Genomic DNA, 23,054 nt, shown 5'->3' with positions numbered 1-23,054 from the left:
CGGGGGGTGGCCCTATTCACTCTGGCAATAGCTTGGCCAACTCCAGATAACCGATACCAACCTGAACAAGTTGGCCAATAGCCTGTTGCAGTTGTTCGTCGGTCGCCATTTCGGGCAAAACGACAATCGGCGATTCTTTTAAAATCGAAAGTGTAAGAGCAAATGCTTCCTGCAATTGATCGATCAGGCGTGCGGTCGTCGCACTGACTGGTTCGTGCTCGCGGAGAATTTTGAATTCCGCTCCCATAAACTCCACACCTATCGCGCGATCTTCATACGCAGCAGTGTTGAATCTTTCGAAGAGAAAGCGCTCCAGATCAATCGTCACTGCGCAATCGATCTGCACGTCATCTCTGGCCGGTGCGCGCAACTCCATCGGAGGATCTATCCGGTTTGACTTGAGAGCGACGAAAACGCTGGTGTCCTCCTGCGCCTCAAGGTGCGCGATGAAATGCGCAGGACTGCGGCCCGTCCCTGACACGTCCACTATCATCGTGCGCCGACCGCGCAATTGCGTAAAATAGGCGGCATAAGCAGGACTGTCGGCAAGCATAAGATCGCGCGACGAGGGGAAGTAGTGGACGGCCATTTTTTTAGCCGACAGACCCATCATCCACCGCACGAGATGAATCCACATATTGGAATCGCGCCCACACATCAACAATGTGTCCGCTTCCAAGGCGCTTGCACGCCTGAGGAGGAGAAGTCCTGCGATGATCAGGAGCGGGATGTTGGCGTCAAATTGCGCCAGTTGCGCCTGCCGCGCCATTTTATCGAAAGAGAAGCTCGTCAGCCGTGCCTTGCGTATAGCTTTGGCAAATTCCTCGAGCCCAACTGAGCAGAGAACCGCTTCTCCCTGCGACCAACCAGATGTCGTTACATATTCTGCCTCTACACCGGCTTTGGCGGCTTGCACGATATCGGAGTGGTGATTATCGCCATAGTGCCGCAGCACGCGATGAGAGCTTAATATCTTTGGCCATATTGTACCATGATGCTTGCCGTGATTGCTGAGGTGGATTGTCAATCCGGGCAGACTGCACTTCTCATCGACGACTTTGCGAATGAAGGACGCGGGTAGATACATGTCGGAAATGATAAGATCGTCATGCCTGACCCGGGATACGAATTCCTGAATGGGAAAGAGATTGTTCCACTCTTCAGAAAGTTCCAACATCTTCAGGCGGTTCAGCGTGCTGTCTGACCATCCGGTTACTTTGGCAAGATTTATGTAGATGTCATCAAGCGAGTAGTTTCCATTTTGCCAAAGCTCTGCCTCGACAAGCTGTCGATAACTTGCAAAACCTTCCACGCGTGACTTCGCTTCGACCAAGCTGAAGATGAGGAGTGGATTGACACAATAACGAGCGACAAGTGTATCGAAAAGGTCAAACGTCTGCACTGCCGGCAGAACTGAACGGACAGCCAGAGGTCTGAAATGGTGGAAATGTGTATCCTGAGAGTTCACGAGGGGCCCTACGATCTCCAGACTGCCGTCCGACGTTTGAACCATTATCGCGACGCACGAAAGAGATCCGTCCTCCCGCAAGATGAGCAGTCTGTTCTGATCAATGCGCCAAGCTGCTTCATTTGGATGGCGATAGCCGCCGATTCGACCATCCTTTTCAAACGTTAGGACAGATGTTATCCGCCGTCTTTCTGGCCCCGCTTCCAAACTGAAGACGTGCGTTGTTAGCCAGTCAGCCTCGATCGGCATCGCCAGAAGTTCATCGGTTGCGCTGTCCAGCACCTGCTGTTTTTCTGTGTTCAGCATTGGCGTTAAACGGAAGTTGACTTAACGAAAATAGCATTCACATCGGTTTGTGCCAGCAGACCGTAACCACGCGGTTTCAGGATTGAGGAAAACTCGTCAAAACGTCCTTCGTGCTCGCACTGTACGATGGTCGGCTGGAAGACGGTATCCATTTCAGAGAGAAGCGCCGCATCCAGTCCTTCGACGTCGACGGAGAGGTAGTCGCAATACGCCCCGTAATATTGCTTCAGAAAATCATTGATATGCATATTCTTGCATGTGATCGTGTCGATGATTTTCTCTGTGCCGCCGAACTGTTGAAAGATCGAAATGTGATCTGCCGAGACCGAGGATAATTCACTTTTTTCATGAACGTGAAATTCGATGGTCGGCTCACGGGAAACGGTGACGGCACAATTTGCGATCGTGTCGTTGGGTCTCGCTTTAGCCAATGTTTCAGCGAGCGCCGGAATCGCTTCCACCAAAACACCCGTAGCACCGTAAAGCTTATATAGAAGGTAGGTCGAACTCGTCTGGAAGGGGTGGTTTGCGCCGATCTCAATATATCTTATCGTATCCATAGAGCGGCCAGACCTTCGCATCTGCGCACGAAGGACGGATTCTACAATAATATCTTCGTTACACTGCCCATATGTCTCATAAATATTGGTCGTTATTGGCGCTGGACTGATTGAAAAATTATTACATTCGTTGGCTACGAATGGATTTTGAAACACGTTCCGTGCAGTCTTAAGCATGATTGTCATCCCCAGTAATTCATTAAAACGTCGTTCTATTCGACATTACAATCTCAGTTGATCATCGAATAAAACACGCGTCTTGCCTGAGGCTTGTGAATCAATCCCGTTAGACTTGTGTACGACACTTGATGCTCGGTGCGTTCGGCATCAAAAGCATTTCATGTCGACTATGATGGCATTTGGAATTGCGAAAGTGCGCTTCGCGGGTATCACGATGGCCCCAAAATTCTGTCCATCAGATTTTAGGATTTGTGAAGCAGGATGAGGAGATTATTGCGGAGTGATTTTCGATTCACGCAGCTTGAAGCATTGTATGCTTCGCATGACGTCTCAAATTTTAGGAAAAAAATGGCGCACCCGAAGAGATTCGAACTCCTGACCCCCAGATTCGTAGTCTGGTGCTCTATCCAGCTGAGCTACGGGTGCGTGCCGCAGAAACATGTTCCGTTGGCGTGGCGATCCTCTAAAACGTCCTCGGTTTGAATGCAAGCGATTTTGAAAAGAAATTGTCATTTTGGTGTAATGAAATTTCTAAATATTTGAAAATAAATGATTTTTTGATCGAGGTGATTTCGGCGGCTCCAAACCACGCATCAGCCGTTGCGCAGTCAGCCGCTTTTACGCCGTTGCGCTGGCGCGAAGGTCGGTGGCAGGGCGGTCGGGGATTTCGATGCGGAATTGGGTGCCGTGGTGGGATTTTTCCACGAGCGCGATGGTGCCCTTGTGCGACAGGACCAGTTCACGGGCGATGACGAGGCCAAGGCCGGTGCCCCCGGAGCGGGCGGAGCCGCGGAAGGCGGAGAACAGGTTCTCCCGAGCCTTTTGCGGCATGCCTGGACCATTGTCGTCTATGACGATGCTGACGACATCGGCATTGCGCTGTGCGGCAATTGTCAGCCGCTTGGTGGGGTAGTCGTCGCCGCTGGCCTGTTGCAGCGCCTGCACGGCGTTGCGACAGAGGTTGTAGAGGACGCGGAACAACTGTTCGCTGTCGGCATCGATGCGCAGGTCCGCAGGCACGTTGTCGGCGAACTCGATGCCGCTCGCAGGGTCAATGGCGAGGATGTCCTTGACGTCCTGTACAAGCTCGTCCAGATCGATGAGGCGGCGTTTTGGCGCGCCTTCTGTGGCCTGTCCATAGGCCAGAACTTCGCTGGTATAGCCAACGGCACGGTCGATGGTCCGCAGCAGTTTCGGCGCAAAGCTGCGCACCATGGGGTCTTCGACATCCACGAGCCTGTCCGACATCAGTTGTGCAGATGACAGGATGTTGCGCATGTCGTGGTTGATCTTGGAGACGGCAAGACCGAGATCCGCGAGGTTCTTCTGTTGGCGAAGGGTCTTTTGCAGTTGCGTCTGCATATCGGCCAGATGCCGTCCGGCAACGGCCAGTTCATCGCTGCCATCATCGGGTTTGAACACGCGGGAGGGATCGTCGGGCTGTTCGGAAAAACCCTGCATTCCCAGCGTTAGACGACGGATGGGCCGGATCAGGATGCGGTTGATCGAGACGAAGATCAGGCTGGCGGTGATCAGCGACAGGGCCACCGAGATCATCAAGACATTGCCCGCATAGGCGATCATCGCGGCCCGCAGCTTGTGCTCGCCGATCACGATTTCAATGATCATATTGCTGTCGCCGATGACATCGAAGACGCGGATGACGCGGTTGCCGCCGAACAGCAGCACGGAAAACGCGTCGCGTACCGCCTCCAGTTGGGAGACGTCGGAAAGGTCGTATTGATCATCGACGCTAGGCGGCACCTCGGTCGCGGCCAGCAGCGTGTTGGTGCCATCCTTGCGCAGGGCGATCAGTTTGGCGCCGGTGGCCAGCAGCGTGTCGTTCTGGACGGTTCTGGGCAGTTCCGTCTGCAAGCCATCGATTACGATGCCAGCGGCAGCGGCTGTGTTCAGCCTGTCACGTAGCCATGAAAGGCGCATATTGGCGACAGACGGAACGAAAATCAAGACTTCGGCTATCATGACGAAGATCACCGTCAGCAACAGCAGGCGACCGGACAAGCCTTTCGTCAAAGCAGGAACCTCGCTTTGCGGGTCAGCCTGCTGACGTTCGGTCCGGTTTATGATGGTCGAAAACACCAGGCCTGTTCCTGTTGTTGCGTGCGCCCTTGGTTTCATATCGGCGCAAGGCTTGAATTCCAAGTGATAATAGGGTTTTCCGCACGAATTTCAAACGCATGACGAAGACTGCACGCGCAGCGGCGGGAAAGAAGAAACCCGCCGATGGTGGTATCGGCGGGTTCGATGTGAAATGGCAGTTGTCTGGAAGCCGTCAGGCTTTCGTTGCAAGGGCAGAGAGCGCTTTGACCAGCCCTTGGGTCGAACTGTCGTGGCCGTCGGCGCTTTCCTTGCCTTCCACCACCGGCAGCAGGCCGGTTGCCAGTTCTTTGCCGAGCTCCACACCCCATTGATCGAAGGAATTGATACGGAACAGGACGCCTTCGACGAAGACGCGGTGTTCATAGAGAGCAATCAGGCGACCGAGCGCAAACGGCGTCAGCTTGTCATAGACGAAGGTGATCGACGGGCGGTTGCCGGTGAAGACGCGGTGCGGGGCGATGAAGTCGGCTTTTTTGTCGTCCATGCCTTTGGAGGTCAGCTGCTCCTTGGCCTCGGCCAGTGTGCGGCCCTTCATCAAGGCTTCGGATTGCGCAAGGCAATTGGCAATGAGGAGCTGGTGTTGATGGCGCAGGTCGGGTTCGAAGCCATTGGCGGCAATCATGAATTCGACGGGAATGACGCTCGTGCCCTGATGAATGAGCTGGTAGAAAGCGTGCTGGCCATTGGTGCCGGGTTCACCCCAGACCACAGGGCCGGATTGTCCCTCGACCGGCGTCCCATCGATGGTGACGCCCTTGCCGTTCGATTCCATATCCAGCTGTTGCAGATAGGCAGGGAAACGCGACAGGCGCTGGTCGTAGGGCAGAATGGCGCGGGTCGGGTAATCAAGCACGTTGCGATGATAAAAACCGATAAGGCCGAGCAGCATCGGCAGGTTCTGGCGCACCGGTGCTTCCCGGAAATGCTGGTCCATCGCATGGGCGCCATCCAGGAACTTGCCGAAATTCTCAGGTCCGATGGCAATCATGAGTGGCAGGCCGATGGCCGACCAGATGGAGTAGCGCCCGCCGACCCAGTCCCAGAAACCGAAGATACGGTCGCTTTCGATGCCGAATTTTGCGACCTTATCGAGTGCCGTGGAAACGGCGCAGAAGTGGTGCTTGACCGCGTCTTCGCCCAGCGCATCGGCGATGAACTTGCGGGCGGTGGCCGCATTCGTCATGGTTTCGATGGTGGTGAAGGTCTTCGACGCGACGATGAAGAGGGTCGTCTCCGGGTCGGTCAGCTTCAGCGTATCGGCTATATGGGCGCCATCGATGTTGGAGACGAAATGCGCGCGCGGACCATCATGGAAAGGTGCGAGCGACAACGTTGCCATGACGGGCCCAAGGTCGGAACCGCCAATGCCGATGTTGACGACATCGGTGATTTTTTTGCCCGTCGCACCCTTGAGGGCGCCAGAACGGATGGCATCGGCAAATTTGCCCATGGCGGCGAGAACGCCGTTCACGTCCGGCATCACATCCTTGCCATCCACCATAACAGGTGTGTTGGAACTGTTGCGCAGCGCGGTGTGCAGAACGGCACGTCCCTCGGTGAAGTTGATTTCCGCGCCGGAGAACATCTCGTCGCGCTTCTTCTCGACGCCACCTTCGATGGCAAGCTTTTCGAGAAGCGCCAGCACCTCGTCATTCACAGCGCATTTGGAATAATCCATCAACAGATCGTCGAAACGCACGCTGAACTGCTCGAAACGGTTTGCGTCGGCGGCAAAGGCAGCGCGGAGGTCGGTCGCGGCGGTCTTGGCGGCAGTGGATTTCAGGGTCTCGACGATAGCCTGCATGGAATGCTCCTCATGCTCCGGGGAAGGATGAGGAAACTATTCTTTTTCATCGGGCTAAATCAAGGCGCGTGCGTCCAAAACGGTCAAATTCTGCAAGTGGCACCAATCAGTTAGCCAGCTTCCGAAGTTCACGTCGCAAAATCTTGCCCACATTGGTCTTCGGCAGTTCCTGAATGAACTCCACATGCTTGGGTCGCTTGTAATTCGTCAGGCTTTTCGCGCAGAAGGCTTTCAGGTCTTCCACCGTCAGCGCGGGGTCCTTCCTGACCACGTAGAGCTTCACCGCTTCGCCGGAATGTTCATCCGTCACGCCGACGGCGGCACACTCTTGCACGCCAGGATGGCCAGCAGCCACTTCCTCGATTTCGTTGGGATAAACGTTGAAGCCCGAGACAAGGATCATGTCCTTCTTGCGATCAACGATCTTGGTGTAGCCCGCTTCGTCCATGAAGCCCATGTCGCCGGACCGGAAGAAGCCGTCTGCCGTCATGACCTTGGCGGTCTCATCCGGGCGCTGCCAGTAGCCGGGCATGACCTGCGGGCCACGAATGCAGATTTCACCAACTTCGCCGAGAGGCAGGCTGTTGCCGTCATCGTCGCGAATATCGACCTCGGTGGAGGGTACGGGAAGACCGATGGTGCCGCTGAAATCGGATCGACCAAGCGGGTTGACGGTTGCGACAGGCGAGGTTTCGGAAAGCCCATAGCCTTCGCAGATATGGGTGCCGGTCACCGATGCCCAGCGTTCTGCTACAGGCCGCTGGACGGACATGCCGCCGCCCATGACGAGCACGAGCGAGCTCAGATCCAGCTTGCGGAAGTCCTCGTTGTTCAACAGCGCGTTGAACAGGGTGTTGATGGCAGGAAAGACGTGTGGCGTGTAACCGGACAGTTCCTTTACGAAACCTGGGATATCGCGAGGGTTTGCAATAAGCAGGTTGTGACCGCCGAGCGCAATGCCCATCAGCGAATTCACCGTCAGCGCAAAAATGTGATAGAGCGGCAGCGCGCAGACGAAGTTCATCACCTCGGGCCGCTTTTTGTGCAGGAAGACAGCGTCCATCCACAGCGCGATCTGCGCCTTGTTGGCAAGCAGGTTGGCATGGGTCAGCACCGCACCCTTGGAAATGCCGGTCGTGCCGCCAGTATATTGCAGGAAGGCCACGTCGCTGCGGGCGATATCGACCTTCTTAAGCGTGAGCCCGCGGGATTGTTTCAACACGGCCTTGAAACTGATGGCGTTGGGCAGGTCATAGGCCGGAACCATTTTCTTGACCTTGCGAACCACGAGATTGACGATGTGGCCCTTGAGGCCCAGCAGATCGCCCATGGTGGCAACGACGATATGTTGGAGATCGGTTTTTGGAAGCGCTTGCTGCACGACATGGGCGAAGTTCTCCAGAACGAAAATGACTTTCGCACCGGAGTCCTTGAGTTGATGTTCAAGCTCGCGCGGCGTGTAGAGCGGGTTGACGTTGACCACCGTCAGGCCAGCCCGCAGGATTGCATAGGTCGCGACAGGGTTCTGGAGAATATTGGGCATCATGACCGCAATACGGTCGCCTTTTTGCAGACCTAGCGTTTGTAGCCACGCGCCGATCTGACGGGTCTGCTCTTCCAGTTGACGGTAGCTGAGCGATTTGCCCATGCTGGAAAACGCTTTGCGGTCGGCATAGCGCGCGCAGCTCTTTTCCAGCAGTTCGACAAGGGAGGCATAACCGAGGTCCGGTAGTTCCGCTGGCACACCCTGCGGATAGGATGCAAGCCATGGCCGCTGGATGATCCGGGTTTCCGGGCTGCTCAAAGTGGTGTCGCTCATGTCTAGTCCTCCCCATGCTGGCATTTGCAATCATCTGTGGTGTGCGCTTCTACCCGCCTGCTCCTCAGCCCGACAGATGCACCAGCAATTTTTGCAATCGTAGATGAAGCCTCCAAAACCATCCACTCACATCAGCGTATTTAACTCTAACGTAAACGTCAACCGAGGCCATTCCATATTAGCGGCCACTTTTGGCACGGGCAGATGACAAGTGTTTGGGTTTTGACTTTAATCCTGATTTGCGCGATCAACAAACCAAAGCACCGCACGGAAACCAAGACATGTCAGAGATATCAGCCCTGAAACTTCACGCTGTCGGAAAGCGTTTTGGCGGTCGCGATGTGCTCACAGGCATCGATCTCTCGGTCATGCGGGGTGAAGTCATCTGCCTCGTCGGACGCTCCGGCTGCGGAAAGTCCACCTTGCTGCGCATTATTGCCGGGGTGGAAACGCCGGATGCGGGCTCTGTCACGATGAATGGGCAGGAGATCGCAGGCCCCGCCACCTTCATGGAGCCGGAAAAGCGACGCATCGGTTTCGTCTTTCAGGACTATGCGCTGTTTCCGCATCTCACCGTCGAGCAGAATGTTCTCTTTGGCTTGAAAGGCATGCCAAAAGCGCAGGCGAAAGCGCGGGCGGCAGACATGATCGAGCATGTGCGCCTGGCCGACCTTGCCAAGCGCTATCCACACACGCTTTCGGGTGGCGAACAGCAGCGCGTGGCCTTGGCTCGTGCGCTCGCGCCGAAACCGGAAATCCTCCTGATGGACGAGCCCTTCTCCAATCTGGACCGAGGTCTGCGTGACAGCGTGCGCGAGGAAACGCTGGCGCTTCTGCGGGAGCTGAAAACGACCGCGATCATGGTGACGCATGATCCTGAGGAGGCGCTTTCGGCAGGTGATCGTGTGGTGTTGATGCAGGAGGGCAGGGTCGTCCAGATCGGCACGGGCTATGAGGTGCACGACAACCCCGTTAGCCGTTATGCGGCAGATTTCTTCTGCGCCTTCAACAAGGTCGAGGGCACGGTGCGCAATGGGCATGTGAAAACACCCGTCGGCGATTTTCCACACAATGGTACGTTGGCCGAGGGTAGCCCTGCCTACGCCTATATCCGGCCCAGCGCGATCTCGATTTCGCGCGCAGGCGGCGAGGGCGATGTGGCAGGTCGCATCACCAGCCGCGTCTTCATGGGCGAGATCGAACAGGTGTCGGTCAATGTCGATGGTCTGGCGCAGGACTTGCGGGTTCGCAGCATGCGCAGAAGCCCTGTGGATATGGACACTGTCAGACTTTCCATCGAGAAAGACTCGGTTCTTATGTTTACCGAAAATTGAATTTCGAATTGATAGGCCAAAAATCCCTGCCTTATTCAACTCAAAGTGAACAAAACCTCCTGAAATTCCATAGCGATAACTTGATTTAATTGATCAGGTATGATGCATGCATTCCCGACGTCATTTTTCGAGTCATAGGGGATAGACATGACATCTTTGACCAAGTTCGCGCTGCTTGCCGGTACGGTGGCCTTTTCTGCCGGCACCGCACAGTCCGCAGAACTCAACATCTACACGACACGCGAGCCAGCGCTGATCCAGCCGCTGCTGGAAGCCTTCACCAAGGAAAGCGGCGTCAAGGTCAACACCGTGTTTCTGAAAGACGGTCTCGCCGAGCGCGTGTTGAGCGAAGGCGCCAGCTCGCCCGCCGACGTTTTGATGACGGTGGATGCCGGTAATCTGGTCGATCTGGTCGAAAAGGGCGTGACGCAGCCTGTCGAATCCGAAGTCTTGACCAAGGCCATCCCTGCCGAACTTCGTGATGCCAAGGGCAACTGGTTTGCTTTGTCCATGCGCGCTCGCGTTCTCTACGCCGCCAAGGATGTCGACGTGTCCTCGTTCAATTACGAAGACCTCGCCGATGCCAAGTGGAAGGGCAAGGTTTGCATTCGCTCCGGCCAGCACCCTTACAACACGGCCCTGTTTGCCGATTACATCGCCCATCATGGCGCTGAGGCGACTGAAAAGTGGCTGGCTGGCGTGAAGGACAATCTGGCCCGCAAGGCTGGCGGCGGTGACCGCGATGTTGCCAAGGACATTCTCGGCGGCATTTGCGATATCGGCATCGCCAACTCCTACTATGTCGGCCTGATGCGCTCCGGCAAGGGCGGCGAAGAACAGGTCAAGTGGGGCGAGGCCATCAAGGTCGTTCTGCCAACCTTCAAGGACGGCGGTACGCAGGTCAACGTTTCGGGCGCAGCCGTTGCCAAGAACGCGCCGAACAAGGCAGAGGCCGTGAAGCTTCTGGAATATCTGGCGTCTGACGAAGCCCAGAAGATTTACGCCGAAGCCAACTACGAGTACCCCGTCAACAAGGGCGCTGGCGTCGACAAGATCGTTGCTTCGTTCGGTGAGCTGAAGATCGACAACAAGCCACTGACGGAAATCGTTTCCCACCGCAAGGAAGCCAGCCAGCTGGTGGACAAGGTCGGCTTCGACAACTAAGAGCGAAACGGCATGCGCGCCCGGTATGGGTGCGTTGAGTTCTTGCCTACGCCGACCACACACTCCGTCATCCTCGGGCTTGTCCCGAGGATCTGCAACGGACCGGGTTTGGTGACGTGGGTGAATCCTCGGGACAAGCTCGAGGATGACGGAGCGAGCGATTTATTCTCGACAATCTCAGGCGCCCGCTTCCCGCGGGCGCCTTGCCTGTTTCCAGCAAAGCGATACCCAAGATCAGCATGCGCGCCACCAACTGCACGGCTATCCGTTCCAAACCCAGACTGCGGATCACCTCCGCGTCCTGGTGGCTTGTGGCATCATGCGGCATTGCGGCACTGGCTATGCTGCCGGTTCTGGCGCTGTTATCAGAGGCTATCAAAGGCTCTTCTGGGCTTTGGGAGCACCTGCGCAATACGGTACTGGCAACCGCACTTCCCGAAACACTGATCCTGCTGCTTGGCGTGGGCATTGTTGCCGGGGTTATAGGAACGGCCAGCGCATGGCTCGTCAGCGCCTATGATTTTCGCGGACGAAAGCTGCTGGAATGGGCGCTGCTGCTGCCGCTGGCCATGCCCACCTATATCGTCGCCTACGCCTATCTCGACATTCTGCATCCGCTGGGTCCGGTGCAGGGTGCTGTTCGCTGGCTGCTGGGATATTCCAGCCCACGCGAATTTCGGCTGCCCGATATCCGCTCGATGACGGGCTGCATCATCCTGCTCGGCTTCGTGCTTTACCCTTATGTCTACATTCCTGTCCGGGCGATGTTTCTGACGCAGGCCGGTAATCTGCTGGATGCGGCGCGGATGCTGGGAACCTCGCGGCGCGCCGTGTTTCTCCGCGTCGCCGTCCCGCTCGCGCGCCCAGCCATCGCCGTCGGCATCAGCCTTGCATTGATGGAAGCGCTGAACGACATCGGTGCATCTGAATTTCTCGGCGTGCGAACGCTGACGGTCTCGATCTACACGACATGGGTCACCAAGTCCGATCTGCCGGGCGCATCGCAGATTGCGCTGTGCATGCTGCTGCTGGTCGTCGCGCTGATTGCCGTAGAGCGATGGGCGCGGCGCAGGCAGCGCTATTCGACCTCGGCACAAAAGAGCACGGTGCTCGCTCCTGCCCGTGTTAGCGGGCTTAGCGGCTTGCTGGCGTTTCTGCTTGGCGGATTGCCGATCCTGATCGGTTTCGTCGCCCCGGCCATCTATCTCATGGTCGAGGCGTGGAAGCGCTACCAGTTCAGCGGGCTGTCATCACGCTTTGCTTCGGAGGCCATGAATACTGTCGCTTTCGCTGGAACCGCCACGCTTGTCACCGTGGGTGCCGGGCTGGTCGTTGCCTACGCCATGCGGATCATTCCCGGAAAGGCTTCGCTCTGGTCTTTCCGGTTGGCCACGGTCGGCTATGCGGCACCGGGAACCGTGATCGCCATCGGCGTGCTGATTGCGCTGGGAAGTTTCGACAGGTTTCTGGATCAGACGCTGCAACAATGGTTCGGCGTTTCCAGCGGCCTGCTGTTGATTGGCAGCGGTGCTGCGCTGATCTTTGCCTACGCCGCCCGTTTCCTGACGATAGCAGGCGGCGGGATCGATGCCGGCTTGAGCCGTATTCCGATGTCCTTTGATCACGCCTCGCGCACCCTTGGCCGCACATCCACCGCAACATTCAGCGCCGTTCACCTGCCCTTGTCGAAAGCAGCCATGGCGGCGGCTGCGCTCCTGGTGTTCGTGGACTGCGTCAAGGAACTGCCCGCGACACTTCTCTTGCGCCCGCTCAATTTCGAAACCTTCGCCACCCATCTCTATGGTGAGGCCGCACGTGGCACTTATGAGGAGGCCTCGATTGCCGCCCTCGCCATCGTCGTGATCGGAATTTTGCCCGTTATTCTTCTCGCACGTATCGGCCGCGTCAGGGGCTGATACTGCTCATCCTGCGCTTTGCATTTCGAGCGGAGATCGAGGTGCTGGACTGGCGCCAGCCAACTTTGGGCGGAACGATTTTGCCGCCCTCGGGTTTACAAGCCATAACGAATACAAGCCTAAGGAGGAAACGTTATGGTACATCATGAACCCCGCGCCGGTCAGGACCCCTACGTCAAGGACACGCCGAGCTTCATCGCCAGCGACAAGGTCGAAGGCACCAGCGTTTACGGCGCAGACAGCAAAAAGATCGGCTCTATTCAGCGCATCATCCTCGAAAAGCGCGGTGGCCGCGTCGCCTACGCCGTTCTGAGCTTCGGCGGCTTTCTGGGTATCGGTGACGACTACTATCCGCTGCCATGGGAAAAGCTGCATTACGATGAAGAGCTTGATGGCTACCGCATCGACCTCACCAAGGAGCAGATCGAGAACGGACCACGCTTTGCCAACCGTGATGACGAGAGTTTCCTCGGTCGCGATGACCGGACCGTTTACGACCACTACGGCGTTCCGCCATACTGGATGTAACACCGAAGAAGAGATGGCCCCGGAAGGGGCCATTTTCTTGTTCAACGATATCAGAAATCAAGCTGCGGTTGTAAACGCAAAATCCGATCTCAGTGAGCCCGGTGCAATTTTGCTTCAGACACCGCATCTTCAAAACACCTGCGCGCTTCCTCGGCAGTCTTGCGACCATCGAGTGCAGCACGGCACGCGCTTCTGGCGCGGACGAATGTCAATCCACGCGTATGCGGCCAGTTTTCAGTTAAAAGTGCCAGCGCGTCGAACGGGCCGGCGATTACGTCTTTGTCGGCTTTGTCGAAATTCACTTCGACAGGCTTTGTCCATTTCGTTTGTTGCATCGGACGCCTCCCTAACAGCCCATGTCAACGAGCGATAAGCTGACATGGTTCCCATCGAAGAGAATATTTGCAAAGACGCAGATTTACAACGGTAAAGTTGTGGTCTCAGCGGAAGCCGAAGAAGGACAGAATTGCGAGTACGATGACCACCAGGCCGACGATGTAAATGATCTGATTCATGGATAATCTCCGCTTTGTGAAATCGAACCGAGCGGGCTGACCGCTGCTGCAATGTTCGATGCTGAAACATATAACACTCACCGTAACGTGAGCGCCTGCGTGAGGTTCCATGAATATGAGAAATTCATTGTGCGCGAGCAGATTGCGCTCTCGGCATCGATAGCCCCGAGAGCGCATTTTTTTTGGTTTTAAGACTTTGCCAGTTTGAACTGCACGACGTCTATTCGGTCGGTTCTAAAGCCTGCTGCGCAGTAATGCAGGTAATATTGCCACATGCGGCGGAAGCGCTCATCGAAACCCATGGGTTCAATGCGGTGCCAGTTCGCCAGAAACGCCCGGTCCCACAGCATCAGAGTTCGGTCGTAATCCTTGCCGAACCGCAGCATGTCGGGCACCGCAAAGCCTTTGGCGGCTGCTGCTTTCTGGAACGCGGTGATGGTTGGCAGCATGCCGCCGGGAAAGATGTAGGTCTGGATGAAGTCGGCGTTGCGGCGATATTCATCGAAACGGCTTTCATCGATGGTGATCACCTGCACCATGGCCTCACCCTTGTCGGCCAGAAGGTCGCGCAAGCGTTGGAAATAGGTCGGCCAGTTTTCTTCACCCACCGCTTCGAACATTTCGATGGAGACGATCTTCGAGAATTGGCCCTGGCAATCGCGGTAATCTTCCAGCCGGATATCTGCACGGTGGGCGAGCCCCGCCTTTGCAAGGCGCTTCGTCGCAAAATCGGCCTGTTCGGTCGAAAGCGTGAGGCCGGTCACACGGCATCCCGTCTTGGCGATGGCATATTCGGCAAAGCCACCCCAGCCGCAACCGACTTCCAGCACATGGTCATCGGGTCTGATGTTCAACTGCTCTACGATGCGGTCGTATTTGGCATTCTGCGCATCGGCAAGGCTTTGGCCCGGCTTTTCAAACAGCGCCGATGAGTAGGTCATCGTCTCGTCCAGCCAGGCCGAATAGAACCGGTTGCCGAGATCGTAATGGAAGGCGATGTTGCGGCGGCTGCCGGACTTGGAGTTGCGGCGCAAGCGGTGACGCAGATAGGCGAAGGCGGAGACCAGACGCGCGGGCTCCGACACGGACATCCAGTTCTGCTCATTGGCAATGGCCACTTCCAGAAGCGTTGCGATATCGGGCGTATCCCAGTCGCCATCCATGTAGGACTGCGCAAAACCAAGGCTGCCGCCCATCAACAACCGGCGAACGACGCGACCTTTGTTGAGCGAAACGACACCGTGCGGGCCGGGCTGCTGTCCACTAACGACATATTCATAGCCGCCGGGAAACAGCACGGTCAGGCGTCCATGGGTGATGTTTTTCAGGCGGCGACAAATCATCCGCTGCCAGAGAGGTGCTTGTTCCATGAGAAAGGGGCTGGTCTCCTGTTCAGCGTGGCTCATCTTTCATTCCTCCTGATGGTGCGCCCGCAACAGCGCTCTTTCCCTTGATGGAACTGGCGATGCGGTTGCGTGCAGCCTTGTGTCGATAGATCGGATTGCCTTTTGCCCAAAGCCGCAGCGCTTCCCAGTGGATCGCGCCCATGATCTTCAGGGTCATCAACGGATAGGTTAAAAGTGCGCTCAACAAAGCCCTGTCATCAAGGGTGCGGCGCTTGCCGGAAAAGGAAGCAAACAGCAAATCGCCATCGCGATCCTGCTCGTTGATGGCGACCAGAACCGCCTCATCCGGCGGCTGGATACGGAAATCATAGCTGCATTCCATCGGCACGAAGGGCGAGACATACATTTCCTTGGCGCAGGAATGTCGCACCGTTCCTGGCTGATCGGCATCCGTGGGAATGACATAGGTGTGGCGTTCGTGAAATGTGTTGCGCACTTCGTATAGAATAGCGACCAGCCGCTCATCCTGACGGTCGTAACAGAAATAGACCGTCAGCGGATTGAAGACATATCCGAAAATGCGTGGGTAACACAGCATGTCCACCCGCAATGCCTCAGGCGCAGGTGCGATGTCCGCATCAGCCAGATGCTGCGCGACCCAGTCCTTCAGGCGACCCGTTTCGCCAACGCCGTGGTCTTTGTCGTGGAAGCTGAAGACGGCTCCGCTGTTATAACCGAACAGCCGCAGGCCCTTGTCGAGAATGTTGAGTTCATCGAGGTCCAGCAGCATGGAAAACACGCGGTAGCGCATTTTGTGGGCATGCGGGCGGTGGCGCGCATGCACGACGTGTCCGGCATAAATGGCGGAACGGAAGCTCATTGCGCCAGCACCTTTTCCGGGGTGAGGAAGATGCGGCCCGACTCGTTTTCGACCGTCCAAGGGCGCTTGACGCCACCCAGCGCCTCGGCAACGGCGAGGCCAGATTGCAGCCCGTCCTCGTGGAAACCGCTGCCGAAATGCGCGCCGCAGAACCAGGTGTTGCGACGGCCCTGTAAGCTCCACAGCAGCTTCTGTGCCTCCAGCGCCTTGGTGTCGAACAGCGGATGCGCGTAATCGAATGTGCGGATCAGCTTGGCTGGATCAATCGGACGCGACGGGTTCAGCGTCACGAACAGAGGCGTTGCGTCATTGATATTCTGGAGACGGTTCATCCAGTAGGTCACGCAAAGCTGTTCGGTGCCCAGCGAACCGGGTTGGCTCAGATAATTCCAGCTGGACCAGACATTGCGGCGCTTCGGCATGAGGTTGATGTCGGAATGAAGAGCGGCAGTGTTGCGCGTATACTCAAAGGCACCCAGCACCGCGCGCTCATCGCTATCGGCATCGCCCAGCAGCGCCAGCGCCTGATCGGCATGGGTGGCAATGACGACATCATCGAAGGCGGACATCAGGCCGGAGCGGTCGAGAAGCTTCACGCCATCCCCATCACGCCGCACCGCTGCGATCTGGCTGTTGACGACGACGGTGCCCTTGAACTGCGCCTTGATGCGCGAAACATATTCGCGACTGCCGCCCTTCACCGTGCGCCACTGCGGACGATCTGCCAGTTGCACAAGGCCATGATTGACGAAGAAGCGTATGAAAGCCTGAAGCGGGTAGGCGCGCATATCGGAAGCCGTGGTCGACCAGATGGCCGCGCCCATCGGCAGCAGATGATCGTCTATGAAGCTTTGCGAATAATTGTTCTGGTCGAGATAGTCACCGAGGCTCACGCCTTCCAGCGAGCCATCATGCAGCAGATCGGGCGCTGTCTTATAAAAGCGCATCACATCGCGCACCATCCGCCAGAAACGCGGGCGCAACAGGTTGGACCTCTGCCCGAACAGGCCTGAAATGTTGGACCCGGAATATTCCAGCTTGCCGCCGGAAATCGATGCCGCAAAAGACATGTCGGAGGCGGTGGTTTCCACGCCCAGGTGCTTGAAGAGGGCGACGAGGTTAGGATAATTCCGCTCGTTATAGACGATGAAACCGGTATCGACGGCAATCGTGTCTTTGCCCGGCAGATCGACCGAGACGGTATTGGCGTGGCCACCCAGACGGTTATCCGCCTCGAACAGCGTCACCTCGGCGCTCTGATCCAGCAACCATGCGGCGGAAAGGCCCGAAATGCCCGAACCGATCACGGCAATCCGTTTTCTGTGAGATCGGTTGCTGGTGCCTGTCTGAAAGTCCATGACGTTCGGTTCCGCATTTGTCTTGTCAGCATTTACGAGGCAGGTCGCCGACTGGATTGCTTGCGGCAGAATTTTTATTGTCGGTGATCCGATTTCAGCACCGTGGCGTAATCGGATTCATGACAATAAACGTTTCCATAACGGGCCCTGCGTGCCAGTATATGAGCCGCCCTCGGAACAATCCGATGGTTGGCAAGTCGCATGGAAGCGGAGTGAAGCCGATCCGCATGAGCAATACCGTCAAGGACGACATCGAAAATCAATGTCCGGCGCTGATCAAGGCCGTGGCTGGCGAGCGTAGCGTCGAAGCGTTCGAAGTGCTGTTCCGCTATTACGGACCGCGTGTGCGGATTTATATGTTACGGCAAGTGCGCGATGCACAGGCCGCTGAGGAACTGATGCAGGAAACAATGATGACGGTCTGGAACAAGGCCGCTCTTTTCGATCCGGCCCGGGGCAATGTCTCGGCCTGGATATTCAGAATAGCCCGAAATCTGAGGATCGATGCGCACCGCAAGGACAAGCGCCCCGAGTTCGATATCAACGACCCGGCCTTTGTGAAAGACGATGCGCCCGCAGCTGATACACAGATGGAAGAGGTGCAGGATGCCGAACGTCTGCACCGGGCGCTGGCGCAACTGCCGCAGGAACAGCTCGATCTGTTGAAACGCTCTTTTTTCGATGAGGCCTCCCACAGCACCATCGCACAGCAGCTTGGTCTGCCCATCGGCACGGTCAAGTCTCGCATCCGTCTTGCCTTTGCCAAGCTTCGCACCGCGCTGGAGTCACGCTCATGAGGGTAAATCACAAGGTTAGCGACGAATTGCTGCTGGATTACGCATCGGGAAGTCTCGGCGAAAGTTGGAGCCTTGCGGTATCGACGCATTTGGCCCTATGTCCCGAAAGCCGCCAGCGGCTGGAAGCACTTGAGATGACCGGCGGCGCGCTGCTGAGCGATATCACACCCGTAGATGAAGTGTCTGAAGATCAGTGGCAGAAAATACGCAAGCTCCTGAAGGCGGATGCAACAATTGTGTCGTCCCCGCCCGCAGTCCAGACACATGACGGCGCCGTGCTGCCGGAGCCGCTGCGGTCCTATGCAGGCGGCGATGTGGATGCGCTGAAGTGGAAGCAGCTTGGCCCCGGCGCCTACCATTTCCCCATTCGCACACGCGATGGCGAGGCCAATGTTCGCCTGCTGCGCATCCCGGCGGGAAAGCCTGTGCCGGAACATACCCATGGCGGGCGTGAACTCACGGTCGTGCTCTCCGGTTACTTCAAGGATGGCAACGATGTCTTCCGCCGCGGTGATTTCGAAGAGGCCGACGAGGATCTGACGCACCAGCCGATCGCGGGCGAAGGCGAAGATTGCATCTGTCTTGCCGTCACCGACGCGCCGTTGAAGTTCAAGAGTTGGCTGGTTCGGTTGGTACAGCCGGTTCTGGGAATATAATCAGGAATGGATGCAGGTCGCAGAAGAAGAAATCGCGTGACCCGCAATGCCCTCATTCCCGCGCCCGTCAATCCAGCCAGCCCAAGTCCTTAGGTTGAGGATAGTTTTTTTGCCGTGCAGACGCGTTCTAGCCACAAGCACAGGAATAAGCGCAGTAGCGCTACTCTGGAATTCGCCAGCCCATTAAGGAAACAAAAGCATGCAGCTTCTCGTCGCCTATATCGGCACGGCCATCGTCTTTTTTGGTCTGGATTTCATCTGGTTGTCGAAGGCATCCAGCTTTTACAAGCGTGAGATCGGCCCGCTTCTGCTACCAAAACCCAATTTCGCTGCCGCTGGCATCTTCTACCTCTTTTATATCGCCGGTATCGTCTATTTCGCCGTCGTCCCTGCCTTGAATGGCGGCGGCTGGAGCACGGCGCTCACCTCCGGCGCGATCCTCGGCGGCTTCGCCTATGGCACCTATGATATGACCAATCTTTCTACGTTGAAGGGCTGGTCATGGCGCATCTGTGTGGCTGATATTCTTTGGGGAACCTTCCTGACAGGCCTCGCCGCTGTCGGCGGTTTCTGGCTGGTTCAGGCCGTGGCCTAATCGGTTTCCACGATCTTCCGCCATTTGCTGTAATAATCCGAGACGCCGTGAAGTGCTTCAACGGCGTGATAGGATTGTCGCGGCGCATGCCTGATCGCAAGCAGCGCAGCCCCGAGCGCCGTGCCAGACGGGCTGTTGCTATCGGTCACCAGCACGTCCGATCCGGTTACTGCTGCCAGCGCCTGCGTGTAAACGCCATTGCTCCCGAACGGACCTTCCACGATGGTCGTTGTGGCATTGCCGACTAGTGAGAGACAAGACGCCGTCATCATCGCCGCATAGAGACTTGCCGCAACATGGCGCTCCGCGTCGCCTCGTGGTTCGTTCAGCCAGTGGCCCTTTCGACCGGGATAAGGCCCAGAACCTTCCGCAGCATTTGGCAGATAGAGAATATCATCCGCCAGAACTGTCTCCAGTGCCGCGCCACACTCAGCCTCGCTCGGCAGGGTAAGACCCACCGTCAGCATCTCGAATTCCCGCCCACCCATGAAACGCGCCGAAGGCACCGGCTTGCCGAAAGCATCGACATTGACCAGCGTATCGCGCGCCGAGTCAAGCGTTTCCAATAGCGCGCCGACGCCAAAGCAGATGACCCATGTCCCGGTCGACACGACCGAAAACGGACCTTTGCGCACCATCAGATGCGGCAGCAGCGACGCATTGGAATCGTGAAGGCCGCAATAGACCGGTATCTCGCCATCGATGCCGATCCTCGCCGCGATCTCCGGCACGATGGGCCCGAGCGCATCAAAAGCAGAACGCACCGGCGCGAGCAGATTGGCGATGCCGAGCGTTTCCGGCAGACTCGAAAATGTCGCCGCGCCGGGTTGCCAGAGATCTGTGTGGCAGCCCAGCGATGTGGCCTCATTGGCCTTCACGCCCGTCAGTCGGTAAGCCCAATATTGCGGATAGGTCAGGATGTCGCTGATGTCAGCGAAATCATCCGGAAACGCAGTCTTCTGATAATGCAGCTGCGCCCCGACATTCAGCCCCATCGGCAGAGCAGGCGAGAACGTCTCTCCGAAAGGCGGGCGAAGAGCCGCATAGGTCTTTTGAATGTCTTCGGGATAGCTGTGTTCGTAATCGAGAACCGGCAGGGCCAGATCACCTTGGCTATTCAGTAGCACGGCGCTGGCACCGTGAGTGGTGATGGAAATGGCCTGATACCCTGGCTGCTCGCGAAACGCCGCCAGCCCCTCAATGATGAAACTCCACAGCGTCTCGATATCGTAATGCGGATAAGGCGGTGCGCTCAGCACCCTGTTGGCGATCTTGCGAGACGCAATTTCCTCGCCGCTCTCGCCATCGACCACAATCAGCTTGGCGTGTGTCTTGCCGATATCGATGACGGCGACATTCTTGACGATCATGGCAGATGAAACAGCGTCACGAGGTCGGTCGCAACAGGGGAGTTATCCTGATGGCTCTCCATGATGTCGGCCATATGCGCCCACCAGCGTTTCATCACCGGATGATCGGGCAGGGCGGCCATGCCATGGCTTTTTGGGCGGGTCAAAACGCCGAAGAGAATGTTTGTTTCAGGGTCGAGGTGGATGGAATAATCGCTCACGCCCGCCTCGTGCAGAAGCGTGACCAGTTCCGGCCAGATCTCGTCATGGCGTTTGCGGTACTCGGCTTCCATGCCGGGAAAGAGCTTCATCTTGAAGGCGTGTTTTTCGAGTTCTGACATGGTCTACCTCATGGCGCGCAGGCGGCGCACGACGATGGGAATGGCGATGGTGATGATCAGGAGAAGCCCGACGAAGATGGACATGACGATGCCGGGCACGTTGAGCAGGCCAAGCCCGAAGGTGACGAGGCCCATGACGAAGGCCGCAATCACCACCCCGCCAATGGTGCCGGAGCCGCCCAGAATGGAAACGCCACCCAGCACCACCATCGTCACCACTTCCAGCTCCCAGCCTTGCGCGATGGAGGGACGGGTGGAGCCAAGACGCGAGGTGAGGCAGACGGCAGCGATGCCGCTCATGAGGCCCGTCAGCAGGAACAGGATGAACTTTACCCGTTCCACCGGAATGCCGGAAAAGCGCGCCGCAAACGGGTTGGTGCCGATGACGAAGACCTGACGGCCAAAATTGGTGGCATGCAGCAGAATGGCGAAGATGACAGCCATGACCACGAACAGAATGAATTCGAAGGATATGACCCAGAACACATAGCCCTGTCCGAAATAGGCAAAGCTTTCCGGGTATTTGCCAAAGGCCTGATCGCCCAGAACGAGATAGGATATTCCACGAAACAGGCTCATCGTGCCGATGGTGACGACGATGGAGGGTAGTCGCAAACCCGCCACCAGAAAGCCGTTGAAGGCACCGCAGGCAAGGCCGGTGCCGATGCCGAGTGCCACAAGGCCCGGCGTGCCGACCCCCATCTGTACCGCATAACCCATGACGGTGGAGGCCAGCGCGATGATGGCGGCGACCGAAAGATCGATTTCGCCCGCGATGATCAAAAGCGCCATGGCAAAGGCGATCAGCGCCTTTTCGGTGAAGTTGAAGGTGGCGTCCGAGAGGTTATAGGCATCAAGAAAGTAAGGCGATGCGAAGGAGTTGACGATAAAGATCAAGATCGCCACGCCTAAAAGCAGCACTTCCCAGCTGGCCATGATGCGCTTGAACGGCGTGCCGAGCTTGTCTGGAATGACGCGGGGTGTCGAGGTTTCGGGTGCGGTCATGCTCATGCCGAAGCCTCCTTGGTGATTTCAGTCTTGGCCCTGTCGCGCAGGATGATGCGGCCCTTTTTGGCTTCGGCGCGGGCGTTGAACACCACGGCCAACACGATCACGACGCCCGAGATTGCCATCTGCGCAAAGGGCGAAATGCCGATGACGGGCAGCGCATTCTTGATGACCCCGAGAAACAGAGCCCCCAGCACCGCACCGGCAACCGAGCCGATGCCACCGGCAATCGATATGCCGCCGATGACATTGGCGGCAACGCTGTCCAGCTCAAAGCCGGATGCGATATCGACATAGGCAACCGCATAACGCGACACCCAGAGGTAGCTCGCCAGCCCCGCCAAAACACCGGAAAGCACAAAGGCCAGAAAGCGCGTGCGACCCACATCGATGCCCGCATAGACGGCAGCGCCCGGATTCCCGCCGGAGGCATAGGCCGAGCGTCCGAAGGAAGTGCGGGTCAGGACCAGCCATGCGCCCGCAATAATGAAGACGGCGACCCAGGATAGAACAGGCATTCCAAAAATCGGCGTGCGTGGAATATTCAGGAACGTTGGCGACATTTGATGCGCATTGACCCATGCGCCGCCTGAGAGAACGAAGGCCATGCCGCGATAAATGGTCAGGGTGCCGAGCGTCACGACGATGGAGGGCAGGCCCAGCCACCAGACCAGAATGCCGTTGATCGACCCTAAGAACGCGCCGATCACAACCGCCATGGCAATGAGGAAGGGCAGGGGTATCGAGGGAAAGGCCGCATTGGTCATGGCCACGGCCATGCCGGTAAAGGCAAGGTTGGCGGCAACAGAGAGATCGATGGATTTCGTCAGGATCACCGCCATCTGGCCGAGCGCCAGAATGATGAGGATCGACGTGTCATTGAAGATATTGACGAGATTTCCGGGGCGCTCGAAACCGGGGGAACGCATGGAGAAGCCCGCGATCAAGGCGATGATGATGCCTGCCAGCAGCCATTCTCGATTTTTCAATAGTCTTTTCATGGCGTTGG

At 57.2% G+C, this 23,054-nt stretch carries 20 protein-coding genes and 1 tRNA gene; 7 read left to right on the top strand and 14 right to left on the bottom strand.

What is annotated here, in order from left to right; translation table 11 throughout:
* Nucleotides 1–16: 16 nt before the first annotated feature.
* From QRN55_RS17265 to QRN55_RS17240, 6 genes are all read right to left on the bottom strand, one after another.
* Nucleotides 17–1,774: a hypothetical protein gene (locus tag QRN55_RS17265; protein ID WP_284777631.1), complete on the bottom strand. Its 1,758-nt coding sequence runs from the start codon at nt 1,772–1,774 to the stop codon at nt 17–19.
* 5 nt (nt 1,775–1,779) lie between these two features.
* Entirely contained in the window at nt 1,780–2,511 is a 732-nt protein-coding gene (locus QRN55_RS17260; RefSeq protein WP_162694540.1) for an FkbM family methyltransferase, read from the bottom strand.
* A gap of 352 nt (nt 2,512–2,863) precedes the next feature.
* Nucleotides 2,864–2,940 (bottom strand) — tRNA-Arg (locus QRN55_RS17255).
* A 192-nt stretch (nt 2,941–3,132) separates the two neighbouring features.
* Nucleotides 3,133–4,497: a sensor histidine kinase gene (locus tag QRN55_RS17250; protein WP_233136675.1), complete on the bottom strand. Its 1,365-nt coding sequence runs from the start codon at nt 4,495–4,497 to the stop codon at nt 3,133–3,135.
* Nucleotides 4,498–4,807: 310 nt separating this feature from the next.
* Nucleotides 4,808–6,439, bottom strand: coding sequence for a glucose-6-phosphate isomerase (pgi, locus tag QRN55_RS17245; RefSeq protein WP_284777630.1), 1,632 nt, complete (start codon nt 6,437–6,439; stop codon nt 4,808–4,810).
* A 106-nt stretch (nt 6,440–6,545) separates the two neighbouring features.
* Nucleotides 6,546–8,258 carry a long-chain fatty acid--CoA ligase gene (locus QRN55_RS17240; RefSeq protein WP_284777629.1) on the bottom strand — a complete coding sequence of 571 codons (1,713 nt, stop codon included), beginning with the start codon at nt 8,256–8,258 and terminating at the stop codon, nt 6,546–6,548.
* 281 nt (nt 8,259–8,539) lie between these two features.
* On the opposite strand from QRN55_RS17240, the gene QRN55_RS17235 reads away from it, so the two are divergent.
* The 4 genes from QRN55_RS17235 (at nt 8,540) to QRN55_RS17220 (ending at nt 13,200) form a co-directional block, all read left to right on the top strand.
* Complete coding sequence (locus QRN55_RS17235; protein ID WP_284777628.1) at nt 8,540–9,592, top strand: ABC transporter ATP-binding protein; 1,053 nt, start codon at nt 8,540–8,542, stop codon at nt 9,590–9,592.
* Nucleotides 9,593–9,739: 147 nt separating this feature from the next.
* Nucleotides 9,740–10,756: a Fe(3+) ABC transporter substrate-binding protein gene (locus QRN55_RS17230; protein WP_111839949.1), complete on the top strand. Its 1,017-nt coding sequence runs from the start codon at nt 9,740–9,742 to the stop codon at nt 10,754–10,756.
* A 239-nt stretch (nt 10,757–10,995) separates the two neighbouring features.
* Entirely contained in the window at nt 10,996–12,672 is a 1,677-nt protein-coding gene (locus tag QRN55_RS17225; RefSeq protein WP_502871345.1) for an ABC transporter permease, read from the top strand.
* A gap of 135 nt (nt 12,673–12,807) precedes the next feature.
* Nucleotides 12,808–13,200, top strand: a complete 393-nt coding sequence (locus QRN55_RS17220) for a PRC-barrel domain-containing protein (protein WP_112497719.1) — start codon at nt 12,808–12,810, stop codon at nt 13,198–13,200.
* 89 nt (nt 13,201–13,289) lie between these two features.
* On the opposite strand, the gene QRN55_RS17215 is transcribed toward QRN55_RS17220, so the two are convergent.
* From QRN55_RS17215 to QRN55_RS17200, 4 genes are all read right to left on the bottom strand, one after another.
* Nucleotides 13,290–13,535, bottom strand: a complete 246-nt coding sequence (locus QRN55_RS17215) for a DUF982 domain-containing protein (RefSeq protein ID WP_111839946.1) — start codon at nt 13,533–13,535, stop codon at nt 13,290–13,292.
* Nucleotides 13,536–13,903: 368 nt separating this feature from the next.
* The gene (locus tag QRN55_RS17210) at nt 13,904–15,085 is read right to left on the bottom strand and encodes an SAM-dependent methyltransferase (RefSeq protein ID WP_284777627.1); all 1,182 of its coding nucleotides are present in this window, start codon (nt 15,083–15,085) and stop codon (nt 13,904–13,906) included.
* A 22-nt stretch (nt 15,086–15,107) separates the two neighbouring features.
* Nucleotides 15,108–15,941, bottom strand: coding sequence for a DUF1365 domain-containing protein (locus QRN55_RS17205; RefSeq protein ID WP_284777626.1), 834 nt, complete (start codon nt 15,939–15,941; stop codon nt 15,108–15,110).
* The gene (locus QRN55_RS17200; protein WP_284777625.1) at nt 15,938–17,299 is read right to left on the bottom strand and encodes an NAD(P)/FAD-dependent oxidoreductase; all 1,362 of its coding nucleotides are present in this window, start codon (nt 17,297–17,299) and stop codon (nt 15,938–15,940) included. Before QRN55_RS17200 ends, QRN55_RS17205 begins: the two co-directional genes overlap by 4 nt.
* 185 nt (nt 17,300–17,484) lie before the next feature.
* On the opposite strand from QRN55_RS17200, the gene QRN55_RS17195 reads away from it, so the two are divergent.
* The 3 genes from QRN55_RS17195 to QRN55_RS17185 all read left to right on the top strand — a co-directional run bounded on the left by QRN55_RS17195 (nt 17,485) and on the right by QRN55_RS17185 (nt 19,347).
* Nucleotides 17,485–18,096 carry a sigma-70 family RNA polymerase sigma factor gene (locus tag QRN55_RS17195; protein ID WP_233135831.1) on the top strand — a complete coding sequence of 204 codons (612 nt, stop codon included), beginning with the start codon at nt 17,485–17,487 and terminating at the stop codon, nt 18,094–18,096.
* Nucleotides 18,093–18,752, top strand: coding sequence for a ChrR family anti-sigma-E factor (locus QRN55_RS17190; protein ID WP_284777624.1), 660 nt, complete (start codon nt 18,093–18,095; stop codon nt 18,750–18,752). Before QRN55_RS17195 ends, QRN55_RS17190 begins: the two co-directional genes overlap by 4 nt.
* A 199-nt stretch (nt 18,753–18,951) precedes the next feature.
* Nucleotides 18,952–19,347: a DUF2177 family protein gene (locus QRN55_RS17185; RefSeq protein WP_111839940.1), complete on the top strand. Its 396-nt coding sequence runs from the start codon at nt 18,952–18,954 to the stop codon at nt 19,345–19,347.
* On the opposite strand, the gene QRN55_RS17180 is transcribed toward QRN55_RS17185, so the two are convergent.
* From QRN55_RS17180 to QRN55_RS17165, 4 genes are read right to left on the bottom strand one after another with little or no spacing between them, the layout of a single operon-like run.
* Nucleotides 19,344–20,717, bottom strand: coding sequence for an FGGY-family carbohydrate kinase (locus tag QRN55_RS17180; RefSeq protein WP_284777623.1), 1,374 nt, complete (start codon nt 20,715–20,717; stop codon nt 19,344–19,346). The two genes, QRN55_RS17185 and QRN55_RS17180, sit on opposite strands and share 4 nt — an antisense overlap.
* Nucleotides 20,714–21,037 (bottom strand): L-rhamnose mutarotase, encoded by a 324-nt coding sequence (rhaM, locus tag QRN55_RS17175; RefSeq protein WP_284777622.1) that lies wholly within the window; start codon nt 21,035–21,037, stop codon nt 20,714–20,716. Before rhaM ends, QRN55_RS17180 begins: the two co-directional genes overlap by 4 nt.
* 3 nt (nt 21,038–21,040) lie before the next feature.
* Nucleotides 21,041–22,048 (bottom strand): ABC transporter permease, encoded by a 1,008-nt coding sequence (locus tag QRN55_RS17170; RefSeq protein ID WP_284777621.1) that lies wholly within the window; start codon nt 22,046–22,048, stop codon nt 21,041–21,043.
* Nucleotides 22,045–23,046: an ABC transporter permease gene (locus tag QRN55_RS17165; RefSeq protein WP_284777620.1), complete on the bottom strand. Its 1,002-nt coding sequence runs from the start codon at nt 23,044–23,046 to the stop codon at nt 22,045–22,047. The genes QRN55_RS17170 and QRN55_RS17165 overlap by 4 nt, the downstream gene beginning before the upstream one ends.
* Nucleotides 23,047–23,054 lie beyond the last annotated feature (8 nt).

This window comes from Agrobacterium sp. lyk4-40-TYG-31, from assembly GCF_030209855.1.
GTDB lineage: Bacteria > Pseudomonadota > Alphaproteobacteria > Rhizobiales > Rhizobiaceae > Agrobacterium > Agrobacterium vaccinii.
This window is presented reverse-complemented; position numbering and strand designations above follow the sequence as displayed.